Raw genomic sequence first — 18,659 nt, 5'->3', positions numbered from 1 at the left:
AAGCGTTATCAATATTTGGAAAAAGAGGACTTTGAAACGGCTTACGGTGTTGACAGTGTGCTCAAAGAACGCTTGGAGAGGTTCATGCCGTCGTATGTACTGCGGACGGTCAGCGGTGTTGTTTTATGTATGGTTGCCTTTATTTTTCTTATAATTTCGGATATAGCGCCGGAATTTTATCAACTTTCATCCGGCTTTTTTGCAGTTATTGCTATTGCCCTGGTGGCAGCAGCTGTTTATTTATTCGTACAGGCGAATATTGTCCGCTCGTCCTATTACCGTTTGCTGCAACCAAAGAAAAAGACTGTCTATCCTGAAAAGATTAGGTTATTGCTCGAAGCTTACTGGATTATAATTATCTTCATTTATTTAGCCTATAGTTTCATCACATCCGATTGGAGAAAAGGCTGGATCGTTTGGCCGTTGGCCGCATTGACTTACAGAGTAATAAAAGCGGTGCTCAAAGCGTGGAGGCTCGGAAAGAAATAAGTGATTTGTTTCGTTTATAATAGAAATAAATGTAAGAATCAATAGGTTTATCGACTATAATCGATAGCGTAAGCAAAAAACTGTAATCGAAAGGTACGATGTTATGTCATACATAGTACGTAACAAATATCTTAATAAGATCAAACCTTTTATTGACAAGCCTATTGTGAAGGTGATTACAGGTATGAGGCGCGTGGGAAAATCCACTTTGTTAAACATGATTCAATCTGAGTTACTTACAGACGTTCCCACAAGTCATATTATTTATATTAATTTAGAATCAGCTCAATACTTATCGGTCAAAAACGATCTTGACCTGCAAAAGTTAATTGCAACACGTAGTCAACAAATCGAAGGTAAAATATATTTTTTCTTCGATGAAATTCAGTTAGTCACTCACTGGGAGCGTGTCATAAATGCACTTAGAGTTGATTATGATTGCGATATCTATTTGACCGGTTCTAACTCAAAATTATTGTCTAGCGAGCTTGCTACCTTGCTTGCAGGGCGTTACGTGAGTTTTGAGGTGTTGCCTTTTACTTTTAGCGAATTTGTAAATTTGTATCAAACTTTGAATTTAAGCATACAGGAATTATTTCAGCTATATGTCAAGATTGGCGGCATGCCCCCTCTTCATTATTTTAATGGAGAAGAAGAGCCGAGTTTTAAGTATTTAACCGATATCTACAATACTGTTGTTGTTAAGGATATACTTGAATACAATTCAATCCGAGATGTCGACGTGTTTAATCGCATTTTACTTTTTTGTTTAGATAATATTGGTCAAAGTTTTTCGGCCAATAGCTTACGTAAACATTTTATGAGCGAAGGTCGTAAAGTGTCAGTGGACACCATTTTGAATTACTTGAATTTTTGCCAAGCCGCATATCTTCTAAAAAAAGCTCCACGCTATGACAGTGTCGGAAAAAAGTTATTGACGGTTGAGGAAAAATACTATGTAACGGATCATGGCTTTAGGCAAGCAGTAGGTTTTTCAAATGTTGCATCAATTGAACGTATTCTGGAAAATATCGTCTATATTGAGCTTTTGTCTCGTGGCTTTCAAGTTCAAGTTGGTCGTATTAACAATCAAGAAATCGACTTCATTGCTACGAGGCAAAATAAAACTGAGTATTATCAAGTCTCTTATTTAATGGGTAGTGAAGAGACTCGTAGTAGAGAATTTGGTGTTTATCGATTGGTTAAGGATAATTATCCTAAATTCGTTTTGTCGATGGACACAATAAATTTTTCGCAAGAAGGCATTATACACAAATATTTACCAGATTTTCTACTGGAGAAGGATGCGTAAGGTGCTTGATTTTGCTCTTATGTAGATTAAGTTTCGCGATGACATTATGAAAGCTCAAAAGACTAGTATGGATTCTAATTTTAATAGAATTGTATTCTTATTAGAATTGCATAGTAAGAAGAAGGACAACTTATGAGATTAATTAGACCAGATAAGAAATATATCCAAAGTTATATAGAAGCAAATGAAGAAGATGAAATGTTTAGGCCGCATGCTGAAAGACGTTTTAGAGACTATGAAACAATTATAGAGCGTTCTTATAATTTTGAGCATGGTATCAATTTACCTGCAAATTATGTGAGAGCTACTACATTTTGGCTGATAGATAATGAAAAATTTATTGGTGAAATTGGTATTAGGCACGAATTAACTTCTTTTTTAATTAACTATGGCGGTCACATAGGGTACGAAGTTAGGCAATCTGAATGTATGAAAGGCTATGGAACAAAAATGCTTTCTATGGCACTTACATATTGTAAAGAGACTTTGCACCTACAGAAAGTTTTGATTACATGCGATGATGACAATATCGGATCAATAAAAGTTATAGAAAATAATGGCGGAGTTTTGGAAAACAAAGTAGAAAATAGCTTATCAAGGGGAAATGTTACCACAAGAAGGTATTGGATTACTCTATAGGGAAAAAGCAATTTAATCTATGCGCTATTTAATCTATGCACTATGAAATTAATTGCCACCTTTCCACATACGAGGATTTTAAGAAGACTAAATCTTTATCCATGCTGATCACTCAATCCGTATTGTATGGCGTGCAGGTGTTATCCCAGACGATATACAAGCTATCCTATAACAGCTATACTATACAAACGAGTTAATTGGCTGCATGAAAGTCAACAGGTAAGCATACCAAGAATGTGGGAACTCTATGGCAAAGAAATTACGTCTTAAAGATATTGCCGAGCAAGCAGGCGTTTCTATTACGGTGGTTTCGCTGCTCCTTAACGGCCGCGATGTTCGAGTAAGCGATGAAAAACGTCGTCTTATTTTAGATATTGCGCGCCAAAATCACTACCAACCCAATCAAATTGCACGGAGTTTGGTTACTCAACACTCGCACACCTTGGGTCTGATTGTTCCTAATATTGAGAGCCGATTTTTCTCGTCGTTTGCTAAACATCTTGAACTTAAGTGCCGCGAAAATGGCTATGCCTTGTTTATCACCAATTCAGATGAAAGTTCCACGCATGATAGCGAGCTTGTTTCGCTTTTGATTCAGCGCGGCGTAGATGGCATTTTTATTATTTCTTCTGATGAGCTATCTGCTACCGAAGAGTTCAAGCAAACGCTTTTGCACTTAAGCGTTCCTTACGTTATGGTTGACCGTACTATTGCTGGTCTTGCGTGCGATAAGGTGTACTTCAATAATGAATTAGGCGGCTATCTTGCCACGCATTACTTACTTGCTCATAATCACCGCCGCATTGCAGCGCTTATTAACGCAGATTCCCTAACGGGTCAAAGGCGCCTTAATGGTTATAGACGCGCGCTGCAAGAATATGGCGTTGTTTTTGATGATTCTTTGATTTTGCCAAGCAGATATTATATAGAAGATGCATACAATGCTTCTCATGCGCTGGCACATCTTGGCGCAACGGCTGTTTTTGCAAGTAGCGATAACATCGCTTTAGGGCTGCTTCGCTATTTATATCAAACAAACTTGCGAGTTCCGCGCGATTATTCGGTTGTAAGTTACGACAACTCTGCAGCTGACGCGCTGTTTGAGCCTGCCTTAACTTCTGTTGAACAAAACGTTTCTGAACTAGCTCAAGCATCGTTTGATACCATGCTTAAACGGGTGTGTGTTAAGAAACGTACCAACGATAAAGGCGACAAAGGCGATGCAGACGCTGTATCCGCTGCAAGTGATAAAGGCGACAAAGAAGCTGCACGCGCTGCGTCCGCGGCAGGTGACGAAGACGCTCCTTTTGATATTATGCTTAATCCCGTGTTGGTAGAAAAAGCAAGTGTTCAAAATTTGTAGTAGCCGCCTTTGTTATGAGACACATGTGAGAACTTCTCATCTTGGTCTGCTCATACGTTTAATATTTCTTATATGTGCATACGATTGCAGAGCGCTGCGGTTGTGATGTCTAACATTTGCATAACTTTGTTTTGATGTCTAACAGCTGCGGTTTTGCGTCTGTCGTGTGGTGTTTTGTGTGGTGCATTTGCAGGCTGATGCTTAGCATTTACTGATTGACGCCTACTATCAGCGCCTTTGCGCGCGCTGCTTGTTACGTTTTTGGCTGGCAGTGGTTTTAGCTGGCGAGGTGTTAATCGTGATTAATAGCGTTATTCAAACGCGTGCGATAGTGCCCATATACCACACAAGCAAGTGGTAACAGCACAAGCATGGCAGGGAAAAATAGTGCGTGGGGAACGCATGTTACTAATACGCCGCCAATCATTGGCGCTGTAGCCATACCAATATCAAGACCAATATAAAATGTTGAACTTGCAAGACCTTGTTCGCTTCGAGGAGCGAGCATCATGGCAGTTGATTGGTTTACCGAATAAATAACGCCGTATCCAATTGATAACAGAATCGCGGCAATACTCATATGAATATCGTTAGCCATGAACGACATCATAAGCAAATATCCTGCCATAGCAATGGTGCTTATCCAAAACCAGATGCCAAACCTTACTAAATCAAAGTATTTTTTGAAGACAACACGTATGATGAGCAGCGCAATTGCGTATATGATAAAAAATAGCCCACTTGATACTTCAAGTGACGCGTCCGCCACGTATTCAACCAAATCGGCTTGCGTTGCAAAGTAGGGTATAGAAAAACAAATCATAAATAACGTAATAGGAAACGCGTCTTTTTGAAGGATCTTAACGTTTCTCCACGGCGCCTTTGATTCAGTAGAACACGCGTTTGTAGAGTCCGCGCAGCTTTTTTGTTGTACAAGAGGGTATGCGTGATTGCTTACAAATTGGATAACAATCAGCATGATGAATGCGGCACCAGCTGCTAACATAAGGGCTTCTCGGTAGCCGATAATTTTATAAAAATAAATTCCAACTGCAGGGGCGATGGCCATAGCAAGAGCGTTCATAAGCCCGTAAAAGCCCATAGCTTCGCCCACGTGATTGCGCGGAACAAGAAAACCTAACCATGTAGTCATACATACCGTTGCAAGCACAAAACCCGTACCGTTAATAAGTCTAAAGATAATAAGCCAAACTCCGTTAGGAGCAATACAATAGCCAACGACGCCAATAAAAATAAGCACTCCTGCAATACAAGATAGTCGATACTTAGAAAAACGGTCGGTAATGTTTCCAGCTATAGGACGCAAGAAAAGAGAAACTACGCTCATTGATCCGGTAATGATTCCAGCAATAACTGCACTTACACCAAGCGTAAGGGCGTACCCATTAATGAGCGGCGTTACCAGCATAGTAGAAAACATAAAGAAAAACGATGCTGCCATAACCAAAATTACGTCGCGCGTATAAATGGATTGATGAGCGTGGTTTGTGTTCGTAGTCTGTGTAGGCTTTTGCCCAGAGCGTTGCGTGTTCATAGCTGATGCAGGTTCATGGTGGGAGTGTGCATTCATTTCATCTGCAGGTTCTTGCTGAAGCTTTGCGGTGGTGTCATGAGTATTTGCGCGAGCTTGATTGAGCGTATGCGTAAACGTACTCGAAGAGATTTCTTGTGACAAGCGAGCGTCCTTTCGTTAACAAGTCCTTTACACGGTAAAGGTGCACAGTTAAGAATGCTCTTGTTTGACGGGTTTAATTCGCACATCATAGATATAACAAAAAAATGCTAGAAAATATGCTTATCGTGCTTTTTCTGCTCGTTTTTCCATGATATTTGTTTGCGTTTATATGCATAAACCAAGAACGCTCTAGCCCCATAAAACATGGGACTAGAGCGTGGTGCTCTGCATATGTGTACTACACATTCGTTACGTATGCATGTGCTATGCTGCGAAAGTTATTTTGTGCGCTTTTTCATGAATCCAAAAGCCGTTGCACTTATGCCAAGTACAAATGTACCAAATCCAAATGCGAGTAAGGATGAATCGGAAGTTTGAGGCGTGCGATGCGCGCCGTTTGCACGTCTTACACGATGTTTTGCTTTTGAAGCACCAGTTTGCTTTTCAGTTTTGTGGGGGTGCTGAGCAAGCATGTAATCATGACTTGAGTCTTGTTGTTTGCTGTCAGCTTGTTTTTGAGCTTCGCTTGGCTGCTCACTTTGCTGAGGTTTGCTTGATTGCGGAGCCTGAGGTGCCACATCGCCAGCTTGTTGAGGCGCAGAGCCCGTCTGGGGCTTTTTGTCCATAGGTGGTGTTGGTTGTTTTTCGGGTACAGCTGGTTTTTGAGGCTGAACTTGCGGTTGAACCTGAGGTTGACCTTGTGGTTTTACCTGCGGTTGTGGCTGCTCCTGAGGTTGAACTTGTCGCTGTTTTGGTTGCTGTGCCTGATCCTGCCCCTGAATTTGAGGTTTTTCTTCCTTTGGCCTAGCTTGTTGTTCGGCTTCGGCACGTTGTTTTGCCTCAAATTGAAGTACTGCTTCTGTAAGAGTTTTTTGTGCAGCTACAGTTTTTGCGTGAGCATCCTTAACAACGCGTTCTTGTTGTGAGATAGCTTCTTGTAACTGTGATAATTCACTTTGAGCTTGCTTAAGTTCACTCTTAGCTACGGCTTCTTTTTCTTCAGCTTCTTCACGTTTGTTATATGCTTCAAGTATGGGCTCAAATTCCTTTGTTTTTGCAACTAAGTCTAAAAGTTTAGTTTGGAGTCCTTCGCTTGCTCGACGAGCAGTTTCTTCGGCTTCTGTAAGTTGTTGTTTTGCTAGTTTTTCATGCTCGGTATGTTCTTGAATGTTTTGCTCAAGTTTTGTTTTCTCTTGCGTATTGTCACTAATTTTTTGTGTAAGCTGTCCAACTTTTGCTTCAGCGCGATCTTTCGCCACAACAAAAGGTCTTTTTTCCGTTTCGGCTTTGCGCTGTTCTTGTGCAAATTCTGCATCTTTTTGCTGTTTGATGCCTTTTTTAAATTGAATAGTAAAGTTGAGCTTGTTGAGGTCCCTTTTTATTTGATCAATTTGGGGCTTAAGCTCTGCTATTTTAGCTTCAGCTTGTTGTTTTGCAGTTTCGGCTTGTTCTTTCTTTTTTGTTTGCTGCTCTATTGCGTTTGCATTTTGCTTAATTTCCTCCCCTGCTTTTGCAAGTTTGTTGATAATGCTACCCAAATTACCAATTCCACCATTTTCAAGAGCAGTTTTTTCTTTTTGAATAGCCTTTTCTTTTTCTTTTAGTCCAGCAGTTTGACCTTGTAATTCGTTAAGTTTTTGCTGAGCCGCTTGAGCTTCCTGAGTTTTTGTATCTTTGAGTGTTTGATGCTCGCTAAGCAGCTTCTCTTTAGCCTGTTTTTCAGTTTCTTTAGATTTCTTGTGTTGCTCCAAGCCGTTAAGCTCATTGGTTTTTGCTTCTATCGCAGTCGAAAGTTTTTCAAATTTTTCGTCATACGTTTTAGCTTTTTCCAATAATTGCTGTTGTGCTGTCTGTAGCTGTTGTTTTGCTTGAGTAAGTTCGCTTTCAAGTTGTTTTGCTTCTTCTATATGTTGCGTGTGCTTTTGAGTTGCTTCGGTTAGTTTCTGCTTAAAAAGTTGATGTGTCTTCTCTTTGGTTTCGATATCTTTATCAGCATTGTCTTTTGCGCGTTGAGCCTGTTTTTGTTCAGCTTTAACCTTTTCAAGCGCAGCTTTTTTGTTTTTAAAATCTTCTTTATCAACTTCGCCGACTTCTTTAAGAGCTTTTTGTGCCTCGAGAACAGCTTTTTGCTTCTGTTCAGTATTGTTCTGTGCAACTGAAAGCTTATCTTTATGTTGTTTTAAAAGTTCTTTAGCAGCGTTTTCTTTTTGCTGAGCATCTTCAGAATTTTTACGTGCGCTTGCAACATCTTTATCACTTATGCTTTTGAGCTTAACATGTTCATTTGAAACAAGAGGAACGTGTATGTTTGCTGCGCTCTTAGTAGCTGCCATAGCAAGCGGTGCCGGATATGCAAGAGCTAAACCTGCGATAACTGCTCCAATTCGGTGTATATTTTTCATGTTCATCCTTATCTGGATCGTTTGCTTTACACTAGGAAAAATAGTTTACATGATCAACTAAATATTTCCTAAAGGATTTTTTGTGTGTGATCAACATGTGAATAATATGGGCACATCGCCACGTTTACGATGTGCCCATATACAAAGATCAGAAAAGAATGAAGATATCCTGTTAGGATGTCACGCTTATGCAAGCGCTGCGTATACATGAATAGGACCGCAAGCTATCGTGTAAGCTATCGCGCAAGTAGGCGCGCACAAGCTATCGTGTAAGCTATCGCGCAAGTAGGCGCGCATAAGCTATCATACAAGCTATCGTGCAAGTGAACCCATAGGATCCCACGGTTCAAGTACGCGAGCTTCTTCTTGCTCAAATACAGCTCGTTGTTCGGCGGTTAAATACTTTATGTCTACAACAACCTGATACACATATTCGTCAAACCATGCATCCGACAAGGTATCAAAGCCGTCACGACCGTGGTCTTTACCCCAGCTGTTTTCAACTTTCCACATAACAGGCTTTTTGTTTTCGTCTAAACGAACACCTTCAAGCACCATAGCGTGAGTCATCAGTGATTCTGCGTAATCAAGGCGTGTAGCTTTATCCATGCAGCCTTCAACCTCAAAGCCAAATAACGCGTCTACATCAAGCGCGCCAAGATCCATCATACCTTCATCGCGCAAGTATGATTGCGCTACATCGCAACCAAACCACACAGGCAAGTTATCGTTTAGCTGGGCAATAGCTACGCGCTTAAGCTCGGACGGCTCCAAATTGAGATAGCGCACGCCGTGATCTTCCCAAACATTGCCCAAACGAGAAACCGTGTAGGTATGACCAAACGGTTTATCTGCAGTTGGTGCCGAAATAAGAGAAATATAATCATCAAGGTTCATGTCAACAGCACGCTTGAAAAATTCTTGTGGTGTAAATGTACCTGAAAGCACTAGCTTGTGATCTTTATCGCGCATACGAACGTCAAAGGTTACAGGAGGCTCGCCCAAACAGATAGAAAGCAAATGATAAATGTTGTTCATCATCTCTTTTTTCATCTCGTAGAGATCTTCGTCTGTAGCTCCTGCCTCATGTGTTTCACGCAAGTTATGCGCACAACCACGTAAATAACGAGTTAAATAGCGATCCATGTCTGATGTGTTGCACGAATTTGCTGTTTCGGGCATAGCTTCCTTGGGGCACACACCATATTTTTTTACCAAGCTCTTAAACATATCCCATTGGCCACCATCGCCAATAGGGTCGGTGAGCAAAAATGAAACTAGACGGCCGTGCAGATCTTCGTCAACGGTGTCGATGATGTTCTCCAAAAACCAGTTGCTTTTTTCCATTTTGTCCCAAAAGAGGGGATATGCTTGTGAAAGCTCAAAGGTGTCAAGATTATATTTTTTGATAATGCGATAGCGCATGGTATTAAGTGACGCAAACATCCAGCAACGCCCAGAACGCTGTTGATTGCAACGCTTACCTTGCGTTACTTCGATATCAAAGTCAAGTGTGTTTTGTGCAACGCCCTCGGGTACACGCGCTGCTTTTCGTACGCCGTTAGAACTTGCTGCATTTTTTGCAACTTGATTTGCGCGTTCGTCAACAAAGCTGTGATGAGCGCGAAAAACATCTTCAGAAGAAATGCTGTGCATAAAATTCATGAAAACCTCCCTAAAGTACGCAGCGTTAGTAATCACTGCTATGTTAAGTAAGCATATCATGCAATATGGAGGTACCTTATACGAGTGAATATTTAAGACGTAAAGCACATGACTTGTGATAAACTCGCTATACACATACATATTTGTTTGCCGTTTGCATGTACAACAATCCCTTTATTGCAATGGGTTGTATCAAAATTATTTGCTACGTAGTTGTCGTACGTAGCAATTTTTTGATAGTACAAGCCAATAGAGTACGAGCCAAATACCTCATTGTATGAACGGTATATCAGCATGTATACCTATACAGTTCGCTTAAGCAGTAAAAGCATGTTGTGGATGCTTGTCTGCGGAAAGGCAGAGTATGAAGATTCTCTATAACGATGGACGCGTGGAAGAATGTCCTAAAGACATGGAAGAGCACGTTATTCGTCATTCATGTGCACATATGTTGGCACAGGCAGTTAAACGTTTATATCCCCAAGCTCACTTTGCATATGGTCCTGCAACCGAGACGGGATTTTATTATGATATGGAATTCCCCGAGGGCGTAAAAATCAGTGAAGATGATTTACCTGCTCTTGAGGCAGAAATGAAAAAAATCTCAAAAGAGAATCTCAAAGTTGAAACCTTTGAATTGCCACGCGCAGAAGCAATTGCTTTTCTTAAAGAGCGTGGCGAGAAATTTAAGGTAGAACATATTGGCGATTTTCCAGAGGACACACGTCTTACCTTCTATAAGCAAGGCGAATACGTTGATATGTGCACCGGTCCTCATGTGTGCTATACCAAGATGGCAAAAGCTTTTAAGCTTACGGGAGTTTCGGGTGCATATTGGAAAGCTAATAGTGATAACGAAATGCTCACTCGTATATCTGGTGTTGCATTTGTAACAAAAGAAGAGCTTGCCGAGCATGAACGCCTTATGGCAGAAGCAGAAAAACGTGACCACAGAAAGATTGGTCGCGAAATGGATCTGTTTATGGTAAACGAAGCAGGTCCTGGTTTTCCGTTTTGGCTGCCCAATGGTATGCGTATCCGCAATGCACTCATGAACTATTGGCAAGAAATGCAAGAAAAATTTGGTTACGAGCAAATTCAAACGCCTGTTATCCTTTCGCGTAAATTGTGGGAAACATCTGGTCACTGGGATCACTACAAAGAAAATATGTACACCACAAAAATTGACGAAGAAGATTTTGCCATTAAGCCTATGAACTGCCCAGGTGCATGCTTGGTATACATGAACAAGCCTCGTTCGTATCGTGATTTGCCGCTTAAACTGGCAGAGGCAGGTCTTGATCACCGTCACGAGCTTAAAGGTACGCTTCATGGTTTGTTCCGCGTTCGTGAGTTTACGCAGGATGACGCGCACCTCTTTATTCGTCCCGATCAAATTTGTGATGAAGTTGCAGAGGTTACGCACCTTATTACCGCATACTATAAGCAATTTGGATTTCCGTATAAAGTTGAGCTGTCTACACGCCCCGAAAATTCTATGGGCTCAGACGAGGATTGGAAAACCGCAGAAGACGGTTTGCGCAACGCTTTGGAAACTATGGGTCTTGAGTATACGATTAACGAGGGCGACGGCGCTTTTTATGGGCCAAAAATCGATTTCCATCTTAAAGACTGCTTAGGCCGTACGTGGCAATGTGGAACTATTCAGCTTGACTTCCAATTCCCACACAACTTTAACCTTGAATATGTTGACAAAGACGGTCAAAAGAAGCGCCCGATTATGATTCACCGCGCAGGCTTTGGTTCGTTTGAGCGCTTCATTGGCATGCTTATCGAGCAGTACGAGGGTAAATTCCCTGTATGGCTGGCACCTCTGCAGGTAAAAGTTTTGCCAGTTTCCGAAAAAACGCGCGCATATGCACGCGAACTTACGCAGAAACTACGCGACCTTAAGATTAGAGTAAAGCTGGACGATCGCGACGAAAAAATTGGCTATAAAATCCGTGAGGCGCGCTCAATTGACCGCGTTCCCTACATGCTTATCGTAGGCGAACAAGAAGCTCAGGCGGGCAATATTTCGGTACGAGATCGTACCAACACCACCAAACAATATGCGTTTGATGATTTTGTTGCACTGCTTCAAACTCAAATTTCTTCTCGTCAAGACAATCAAGAAGACTAGAGCCGTACAAAAAGTCTAGGTCAGTACAGGCTAGAGCAGCAAAAAAACAACTCAGATATGTGGCTTTGTGTTCTGTGCTTGGTTTGAGCACAAAGCCGCTTGAAGTTGCATCAGCTCTTGGTGGTTTAACAGACGTTTTTATGAGGTTTGCATACGCTCTAGTCGCGTAACACATGTGGCGTGAATCGAAGTTATTATGACATCTAACACTCATACAACTACTCAAGCATTACCTACAAAATCGCAGATAAAAGCCTGTGCTTCGCAGGTATTAAGCGGGCTTGATCAAACAAGGGACGCACGCGTTGCCTTGTATAAAGAGTTTCATCAACATCCCGAGCCGGCGTTTCAAGAAGTGTGGACATCTCAGCGGATATATGATGAGTTACAGGCCTCACATATTGAGGTAACTCGTATTGGTAAAACGGGACTTGTAGCTCGTATCCAAAATGGCGAGGGCGCATGTGTTGCTATGCGTGCCGATATTGATGGTCTTCCTGTTAAAGAAACGTCACAAAAACCCTATGCATCTACGTATACCGTGCAAGACAGCACAACTGGTGCCAGTGTTCCCACCATGCATGCGTGTGGCCACGACTTTCATATTATGAGCCTACTTTCTGCACTTAAAGCGCTTAATGAGCATAAGTGCGCTTGGAAGGGAACCTATCTTGGCGTATTTCAACCTGCCGAAGAAGTAGGCCAAGGTGCGCTGTCTATGATTCGCGAGGGCTTATGCACACAGTTTACCAAGCCCGATGTGTATTTAGGTCAGCACGTTATGCCTACGCTTCCCGGAGGCTGCGTGGCAACAAAAGTAGGTGCATTTTTCTCGGCGGCATACTCTATTCGCATTACCTTACATGGTAAGGGCTCTCACGGTAGTATGCCCGAACTAGGAATCGATCCAATTGTTTTAGCGGCAAGTGTTATTATGCGTTTGCAAACTATTGTGTCGCGCGAGATGCCCTCAGATGAGCGGGTTGTGCTTACCATTGGTTCTGTATCGGCAGGGAATAAAGCGAATATCATACCCGATGATGCAGTCTTATTGCTTAATACCAGAACCTATAATGCCGAGCTTGAAAAGCGCCTTTTTGCAGCAATTGAGCGCATTGTTCGTGCAGAATGTGCGGCGGCAGGTTGTACGATTGCACCCGATATTGAATATTTTGATAGAGGACCTCTTACAAGCAATGACAAAGACACCACCGAGCGCGTTCAAGAAGCATTTACCTCGTATTTTGCTAAGCAATCATTGCAAGGCGAACCGCAAAGCGTATCGGAAGACTTTTCTTATATCCCTGATGAATGGGGTTGTCCCTATACATTTTGGACGCTGGGAGGCTTTGTGGATATGAATAATGCTCCTGCAAACCATAGCCCACATTTTGCGCCCGATTTACAGCCAACGCTTGACCGTGGTTTTGAAGCTGCAGTTGTAGCTGCGCTTGCATGGCTTGCAAACTAACGCATATTATCACGGTATGTATGAGTTGTAGTTGTATGAGCATGGAGCATGTTTAGAATGTGACCTTTTCCAAATCATGTTCATTTTTGCCAAGTGTTTGCATAAACAATGTCAAATTCCGCACGCAATACTAGACTTGCGCTGCTTTTTGTGCAATTACATACAAATTTGAATGATTGTCTTTTCCATCGGCATACCAATACGTAAGAAGTTTAAGCGCTGCTGTGTTGGCTATAAGGTTGAATACTTCTTGTTCAGAAAAGCTATGAGCATAGCGCATAACGCCTTGCGTATGCTTCCATCCAAGCAGGTAATCGTTGTTTTCTAGCTCGGACGCGTCAAGCGTATATCTTTGTTGCGCTGCCAGTGCGCATAGAGCCTCTTTTGTTTGTGCTTGCGCTTTGATGCGTCCTTGCTCGGTGTTGCCAAAACACCAAAACGAAAGCACGATAATGCCGCCTACACGTACATGCTTACAAAGTGCTGATAGGAACGCTTGTCTGAGCTTAAAGCTGGGAATATGATGCATAAAACCAAAGCATACCATGAGGCTTGTTGTTTGTGTAAGCTCTGCCATGGGGTCACGCTCAGCCATGAGCTTAGATAACACGTCTGTTGTATGAATGGTTACGCATGCATGTTGCGTAAGCGTATGCGAGAGCTTTTGCATGCCAAGTTGTGTAAGTGCTGATTGTTTATCAATGCCAATGTAAGATAGCGCACCCTTGCTGCCTGCATTGGGGTAACCTTTATTGTTGTGCAGGTAGTTGATAAGAAAATCTAGGAACCGAAGGTTTCCGCATGCCACATCAATACAGTCGCAAAGATGTGTTTGTGCGTATGATACATTGTTGTTGCTAAACAGAGATAAACCATGTTTGAGCAGGTAATCCATTGCATATGCCCACCCATCCCATGGACGGGTGCGAGTATCAGAAAACGACTGAGCTTCCTTGTGGTAAAAGTCATTGGTAAGACTAACCAATGTTTGCATGGTTTGTTTGTTCAACGTTCTTTCTTTCCGTTCTATCTTTGCTATGCACATGACCCTACACGTTATCAGGCTTGTTGGTGCTTGGTGTTTTTTCTTGCAAGCGCATCTGTTGTTCTCGTATGCTTAGCATATGCGTTACACTAATACTATGACTACTGCACCAGAATACATATATCATAACACGCCACAAATTGACGATGTTCTTCTTAAGCTTATCAAGCGCGTTGAGAAAACAGGCGCGCTTACGTCTGTTCAGCTCAATGCATTTCTTAACGAATGTAACCGCGGGATTACCACCCACGAGGAACAAACGTCAAAAAAGCAGCTTATTCCTCGGTATATGGAAGTTAAGCATTATGAACACCAGCTCTGGAAATCTTGGGGCGTAACCGATGAAACAGAACAAAAACTTATTCAAACGTTGCGTATAAAGCCTAGACGCTCTGCTTCGGGCGTGGCTACTATTACGCTTCTTACCAAACCGTGGCCGTGCAGCTCAAATTGTATTTTTTGTCCAAGCGATATTCGTATGCCAAAAAGTTATATGAGCCGAGAACCAGCTTGCCAGCGCGCGGAGCAGTGTTTATTCGATCCATTTTTACAAACAACCTTGCGCCTACAAGCGTTGGTGAATATGGGCCATCCAACCGATAAAATAGAAATCATTATTTTGGGCGGAACATGGAGCGAATATCCCACGGCGTATCAGTGTTGGTTTATTCGCGAAGTTTTTCGCGCGCTCAATATGGGCTACGCTTCACACAAAGAGAGAAACGCCATTGTTGCACTGTACGAGCGCTGTGGCTTGCGCTTTGACCCGCACGCTCGTGAAATTCATTATGAGCGTACTCAGCACGATATTGATGCAGGAAAACTTACCTATAACGAGGCATTTAGCGCAGCGTATACAGCTCGCGCAACTTGGGTTAAAGCAGCCGCATTTCAGCGAGCTTCTATGGATGAAGTTCGCGAACAGCAGCGTATCAACGAAGGTGCACATCACCGTGTAGTTGGCCTTGTGATCGAAACGCGACCCGATACCATAAACGTTGAACATCTCTATCTTATGCGCGCGCTTGGTTGTACCAAAGTCCAAATGGGTATTCAGGTGCTCAACGAAGAAATTCGTCAGCGAAATTTACGCAAAGGCTCACTTGATGATATAAAGCAAGCCTTTGAGCTGCTGCGTTTATTTGGATTTAAGATTCATGTTCACGCAATGGTTAATCTGTTGGGCTCAACGCCAGATACCGATAAAAAAGATTTCAAGATGTTGGTGCATGACAGCTTGTATTTGCCCGATGAAGTAAAACTCTATCCGTGTGTGTTGGTAGATTCTGCTCGGCTGAAAGCATGTTATGAGCGTGGTCTTTGGCAGGCATACACCGAAGAAGAGCTGGTAGATGTGCTTGTAAGCGATGTGCTGGCAACGCCATGTTTTACACGTATTTCGCGTATGATTAGAGACATTTCGTCTACCGACATTATTTCGGGCAATAAAAAGGGTAATTTGCGTCAGTTAGTAGAACAAAAAATTGCACAAAGCACTACGCAACCTTGCGAAATTCGTATGCGCGAAATTGCAACAAGTGTTCTTGATCCGCGTACGCTTCATATGGAAGTTGTTCCGTATGCCACAAACGTTTCTACCGAGTATTTTTTGCAGTGGGTTGATGATCATAACCGTATAGCAGGCTTTTTAAGGCTTTCTCTTCCGCATAGATCTGCGCTTGACAAATATTGCGCGTGTGAACATTTTCCTATTTTGCCTCATGAGGCAATGATTAGAGAGGTCCACGTATATGGCACAACGGCTCAAATTGAAGGTCATGCTGGAACGGCTCAGCACCATGGTTTGGGTAAGCAACTTATTAGTCGTGCAAAATCTATTGCACGCGAAGCAGGCTATACGTCGATAAATGTTATTTCTTCGATTGGAACACGTAAGTATTATCGCTCACAAGGATTTATGGACGCGGGGTTATATCAACGCGCAAATCTTGCGTGTTCAAAAGATTAGTTTGTGGTGTTTGCAGGAGTATCTACAGGATTACTCTTAACAATTCGCACAAGCCACTATGAGTTTTACTGTTGTGAAGACAATAAGAAAATCTAAGTGTACTTATTAAGATTTTGTTATTCCTCTTGTATAAGAAAAAAAATATGGGTATGCTTTCTAATAGTTGATGGGCAACTGCAATACGTCATTTGTCCATCCTCAAATTTGTATTAGGTTCCTTGCACGTATGTTGTGCATACAAAAGGAGGTTCATATTATGACACTTAAGCCTTTGGCTGACCGAGTTTTAGTTAAACCCGCTCCAAAAGAAGAGAAAACATCTTCGGGATTGTATATTTCAAGCGGTGCACAAGAAAAACCTCAACGTGGCGAAGTTGTTGCAGTTGGCGCTGGTAAGTTAAACGACAAAGGCGAGCGCATTGCTTTAGACGTTAAAGTGGGAGATCAAGTTTATTACGGCAAATTTGGCGGTAATGAAGTTAAGATCGATGGCGAAACATATCTGTTGCTTCGCAGCGATGACATCTATGCAATTTTGTGCGAGTAAGTAAATTCTTATAAACACATGCAGGCGCGTCTCTGCCAAAAGCGGCAAAAATAAACGATGTACCTGCGTAAAGTAGCATATTATATTGAAAGGAAAAGCTCAATGGCTAAAGATATTGTTTTTGGTACCGATGCTCGTGCCAAACTTGCTCACGGTGTAAACACACTTGCTGACGCCGTAACTACCACTCTTGGACCTAAGGGTCGCTACGTTGCACTTCAGCGTTCTTACGGTGCTCCTACCATTACCAACGATGGCGTAACCGTTGCAAAAGAAGTAGAACTTAAAGATCCTATCGAGAACATGGGTGCACAGCTTGTTAAAGAAGTTGCTACAAAAACCAATGATACCGTAGGTGACGGTACTACCACAGCAACACTTCTTGCTCAAGTTATTGTAAACGAAGGTCTGCGCAACGTTGCTGCAGGTGCAAACCCTATTGCCATTCGTCGTGGTATTGTAAAAGCTGTTAATGCTGCGGTAGAAGAAATGAAGAGTGCTTCTAAGGCAGTTTCTACTAAAGAGCAAATTGCTTCCGTTGGAACAATTTCTGCAGTAGACTCCGAAATTGGTAACAAAATTGCTGACGCCATGGAAGTTGTTGGTAAAGACGGTGTAATTACCGTAGAAGATTCTCAAACCTTTGGTATTGATATTGATACCGTTGAAGGTATGCAATTTGACAAGGGATACATTTCACCTTACTTTGCAACCAACAATGACACCATGACTGCCGAGCTCAAGAATCCTTACATCTTGATGACTGACCAAAAGATCTCTAACATTCAAGATATTCTTCCTGTTCTTGAGGGTATCCAAAAGAGCGGTTCACCTCTTCTTATCATTGCAGAAGATGTAGACGGCGAAGCATTGGCAACGCTCATTCTTAACAAGCTCCGTGGTACGCTTACCGTATGCGCTGTTAAGGCTCCTGGCTATGGTGACCGTCGTAAGCGCATGCTCGAAGATATTGCTGTTCTTACTGGTGGTCAGGCAGCTATGAAAGAGCTTGGCGTAGAACTTACCGATGTAACAGCCGAGATGCTTGGTCGCGCTAAGTCAGTTAAGATCACTAAAGACAATACAACCATTGTTGATGGTGCAGGTTCTAAAGACGCTATCAACGAGCGTGTTGCACAAATCAATAATGAGCTTGAAAATACTACTTCTGACTTTGACAAAGAAAAGCTCCAAGAGCGCAAGGCAAAACTTGCAGGTGGTGTAGCAGTTATTAAAGTTGGTGCAGCTACCGAAGCCGAGCTTAAAGAAATCAAGAGCCGTATTGAAGACGCTCTTCAAGCAACTCGTGCAGCTGTAGAAGAGGGTATTGTAGCTGGTGGTGGTGTTGCATTCTTGCAAGCTGCAGCAGCTCTTGATAACGTTAAAACTTCGGAAGCCGATGAACAACTAGGTGTTGACATCATCCGCAAAGCTTTGATGGCTCCTGTTAAAAAGATTGCTACCAACGCCGGTTATGAGGGCTCAGTGGTAGTTGAGAAGATTTCTAACCTTCCTGCAGGTGAAGGTCTTAACTCTGCTAATGGTGAGTGGGGCGACATGATTAAGATGGGCGTTCTTGACCCAGTTAAGGTTACCCGTACTACCTTACAAAATGCATCTTCAGTTGCTTCGTTGATCCTTATTACCGAGGCTACTATCTCAGACGAGCCAAAAGATACTTCTATTGAAGAAGCTATCTCTCGCGCAGCTGCTTCAGGTCAGCAAGGTGGCGGAATGTACTAATCGCATGATGGGTACAAAGTTGCATATATAACGTTTGTATGCTTTAAACGTTAATGGTAATGCGTATCTAAATGTGATGTACATAAAGATGGTTATTAAACGTGCATGTCTCGAAAGAGCGTGCACGTTTTTTTGTAAGCTTTTGGAAAGTTTATCTCTTAAACCTTTTTGCGCA

At 42.3% G+C, this 18,659-nt stretch carries 12 protein-coding genes and 1 pseudogene; 9 read left to right on the top strand and 4 right to left on the bottom strand.

Translation table 11 applies throughout. The features are described 5' to 3' along the window. From AC1DBT_RS04375 to AC1DBT_RS04360, 4 genes and pseudogenes are all read left to right on the top strand, one after another. Window positions 1–489 (top strand): annotated as a pseudogene (locus tag AC1DBT_RS04375) (helix-turn-helix domain-containing protein); the annotation flags it as partial. A gap of 103 nt (window positions 490–592) precedes the next feature. Beyond that, window positions 593–1,801 (top strand): ATP-binding protein, encoded by a 1,209-nt coding sequence (locus AC1DBT_RS04370; RefSeq protein ID WP_480018743.1) that lies wholly within the window; start codon window positions 593–595, stop codon window positions 1,799–1,801. Between the two features lie 132 nt (window positions 1,802–1,933). Beyond that, window positions 1,934–2,440, top strand: coding sequence for a GNAT family N-acetyltransferase (locus tag AC1DBT_RS04365; protein ID WP_480018742.1), 507 nt, complete (start codon window positions 1,934–1,936; stop codon window positions 2,438–2,440). Window positions 2,441–2,687: 247 nt separating this feature from the next. After that, the gene (locus tag AC1DBT_RS04360) at window positions 2,688–3,803 is read left to right on the top strand and encodes a LacI family DNA-binding transcriptional regulator (RefSeq protein WP_480018741.1); all 1,116 of its coding nucleotides are present in this window, start codon (window positions 2,688–2,690) and stop codon (window positions 3,801–3,803) included. A gap of 292 nt (window positions 3,804–4,095) precedes the next feature. On the opposite strand, the gene AC1DBT_RS04355 is transcribed toward AC1DBT_RS04360, so the two are convergent. From AC1DBT_RS04355 to AC1DBT_RS04345, 3 genes are all read right to left on the bottom strand, one after another. After that, window positions 4,096–5,499 carry an MFS transporter gene (locus AC1DBT_RS04355; RefSeq protein WP_480018740.1) on the bottom strand — a complete coding sequence of 468 codons (1,404 nt, stop codon included), beginning with the start codon at window positions 5,497–5,499 and terminating at the stop codon, window positions 4,096–4,098. A 278-nt stretch (window positions 5,500–5,777) separates the two neighbouring features. Further along, on the bottom strand, window positions 5,778–7,901 hold the full coding sequence (locus AC1DBT_RS04350; protein WP_480018739.1) for a hypothetical protein: 2,124 nt from the start codon (window positions 7,899–7,901) through the stop codon (window positions 5,778–5,780). 312 nt (window positions 7,902–8,213) lie between these two features. Next, window positions 8,214–9,566, bottom strand: coding sequence for a C1 family peptidase (locus AC1DBT_RS04345; RefSeq protein ID WP_480018738.1), 1,353 nt, complete (start codon window positions 9,564–9,566; stop codon window positions 8,214–8,216). Window positions 9,567–9,930: 364 nt separating this feature from the next. On the opposite strand from AC1DBT_RS04345, the gene thrS reads away from it, so the two are divergent. Beyond that, complete coding sequence (gene thrS / locus AC1DBT_RS04340; protein WP_416454007.1) at window positions 9,931–11,709, top strand: threonine--tRNA ligase; 1,779 nt, start codon at window positions 9,931–9,933, stop codon at window positions 11,707–11,709. A 196-nt stretch (window positions 11,710–11,905) separates the two neighbouring features. After that, entirely contained in the window at window positions 11,906–13,180 is a 1,275-nt protein-coding gene (locus AC1DBT_RS04335) for an amidohydrolase (RefSeq protein WP_480018737.1), read from the top strand. A gap of 130 nt (window positions 13,181–13,310) precedes the next feature. Here the strand turns inward: AC1DBT_RS04335 and AC1DBT_RS04330 are convergent, their stop codons facing one another. After that, window positions 13,311–14,189: a methyltransferase type 12 gene (locus AC1DBT_RS04330; RefSeq protein ID WP_480018736.1), complete on the bottom strand. Its 879-nt coding sequence runs from the start codon at window positions 14,187–14,189 to the stop codon at window positions 13,311–13,313. Window positions 14,190–14,304: 115 nt separating this feature from the next. Between AC1DBT_RS04330 and AC1DBT_RS04325 the strand changes: the two genes are divergently transcribed. The 3 genes from AC1DBT_RS04325 (at window position 14,305) to groL (ending at window position 18,484) form a co-directional block, all read left to right on the top strand. Beyond that, window positions 14,305–16,194, top strand: a complete 1,890-nt coding sequence (locus tag AC1DBT_RS04325) for an elongator complex protein 3 (protein ID WP_480018735.1) — start codon at window positions 14,305–14,307, stop codon at window positions 16,192–16,194. Between the two features lie 256 nt (window positions 16,195–16,450). Then, complete coding sequence (locus tag AC1DBT_RS04320; protein WP_035434662.1) at window positions 16,451–16,741, top strand: co-chaperone GroES; 291 nt, start codon at window positions 16,451–16,453, stop codon at window positions 16,739–16,741. A gap of 102 nt (window positions 16,742–16,843) precedes the next feature. Beyond that, window positions 16,844–18,484 carry a chaperonin GroEL gene (gene groL, locus AC1DBT_RS04315; RefSeq protein ID WP_048596256.1) on the top strand — a complete coding sequence of 547 codons (1,641 nt, stop codon included), beginning with the start codon at window positions 16,844–16,846 and terminating at the stop codon, window positions 18,482–18,484. The last annotated feature ends 175 nt before the right edge of the window (window positions 18,485–18,659 follow it).

The organism is Fannyhessea sp. C0108B2 (assembly GCF_056583915.1).
Note: the sequence above shows the minus strand (reverse complement) of the source record. Positions and strands in the feature narration are given on the sequence as shown.

Excerpts from the sequence above, each read along its gene's own strand:
- AC1DBT_RS04370 (WP_480018743.1), top strand. The coding sequence starts at position 593 with ATGTCATACATAGTACGTAACAAATATCTTAATAAGATCAAACCTTTT.
- AC1DBT_RS04365 (WP_480018742.1), top strand. The coding sequence starts at position 1,934 with ATGAGATTAATTAGACCAGATAAGAAATATATCCAAAGTTATATAGAA.
- AC1DBT_RS04360 (WP_480018741.1), top strand. The coding sequence starts at position 2,688 with ATGGCAAAGAAATTACGTCTTAAAGATATTGCCGAGCAAGCAGGCGTT.
- AC1DBT_RS04350 (WP_480018739.1), bottom strand. The coding sequence starts at position 7,901 with ATGAAAAATATACACCGAATTGGAGCAGTTATCGCAGGTTTAGCTCTT.
- AC1DBT_RS04345 (WP_480018738.1), bottom strand. The coding sequence starts at position 9,566 with ATGAATTTTATGCACAGCATTTCTTCTGAAGATGTTTTTCGCGCTCAT.
- thrS (WP_416454007.1), top strand. The coding sequence starts at position 9,931 with ATGAAGATTCTCTATAACGATGGACGCGTGGAAGAATGTCCTAAAGAC.
- AC1DBT_RS04335 (WP_480018737.1), top strand. The coding sequence starts at position 11,906 with ATGACATCTAACACTCATACAACTACTCAAGCATTACCTACAAAATCG.
- AC1DBT_RS04325 (WP_480018735.1), top strand. The coding sequence starts at position 14,305 with ATGCGTTACACTAATACTATGACTACTGCACCAGAATACATATATCAT.
- AC1DBT_RS04320 (WP_035434662.1), top strand. The coding sequence starts at position 16,451 with ATGACACTTAAGCCTTTGGCTGACCGAGTTTTAGTTAAACCCGCTCCA.
- groL (WP_048596256.1), top strand. The coding sequence starts at position 16,844 with ATGGCTAAAGATATTGTTTTTGGTACCGATGCTCGTGCCAAACTTGCT.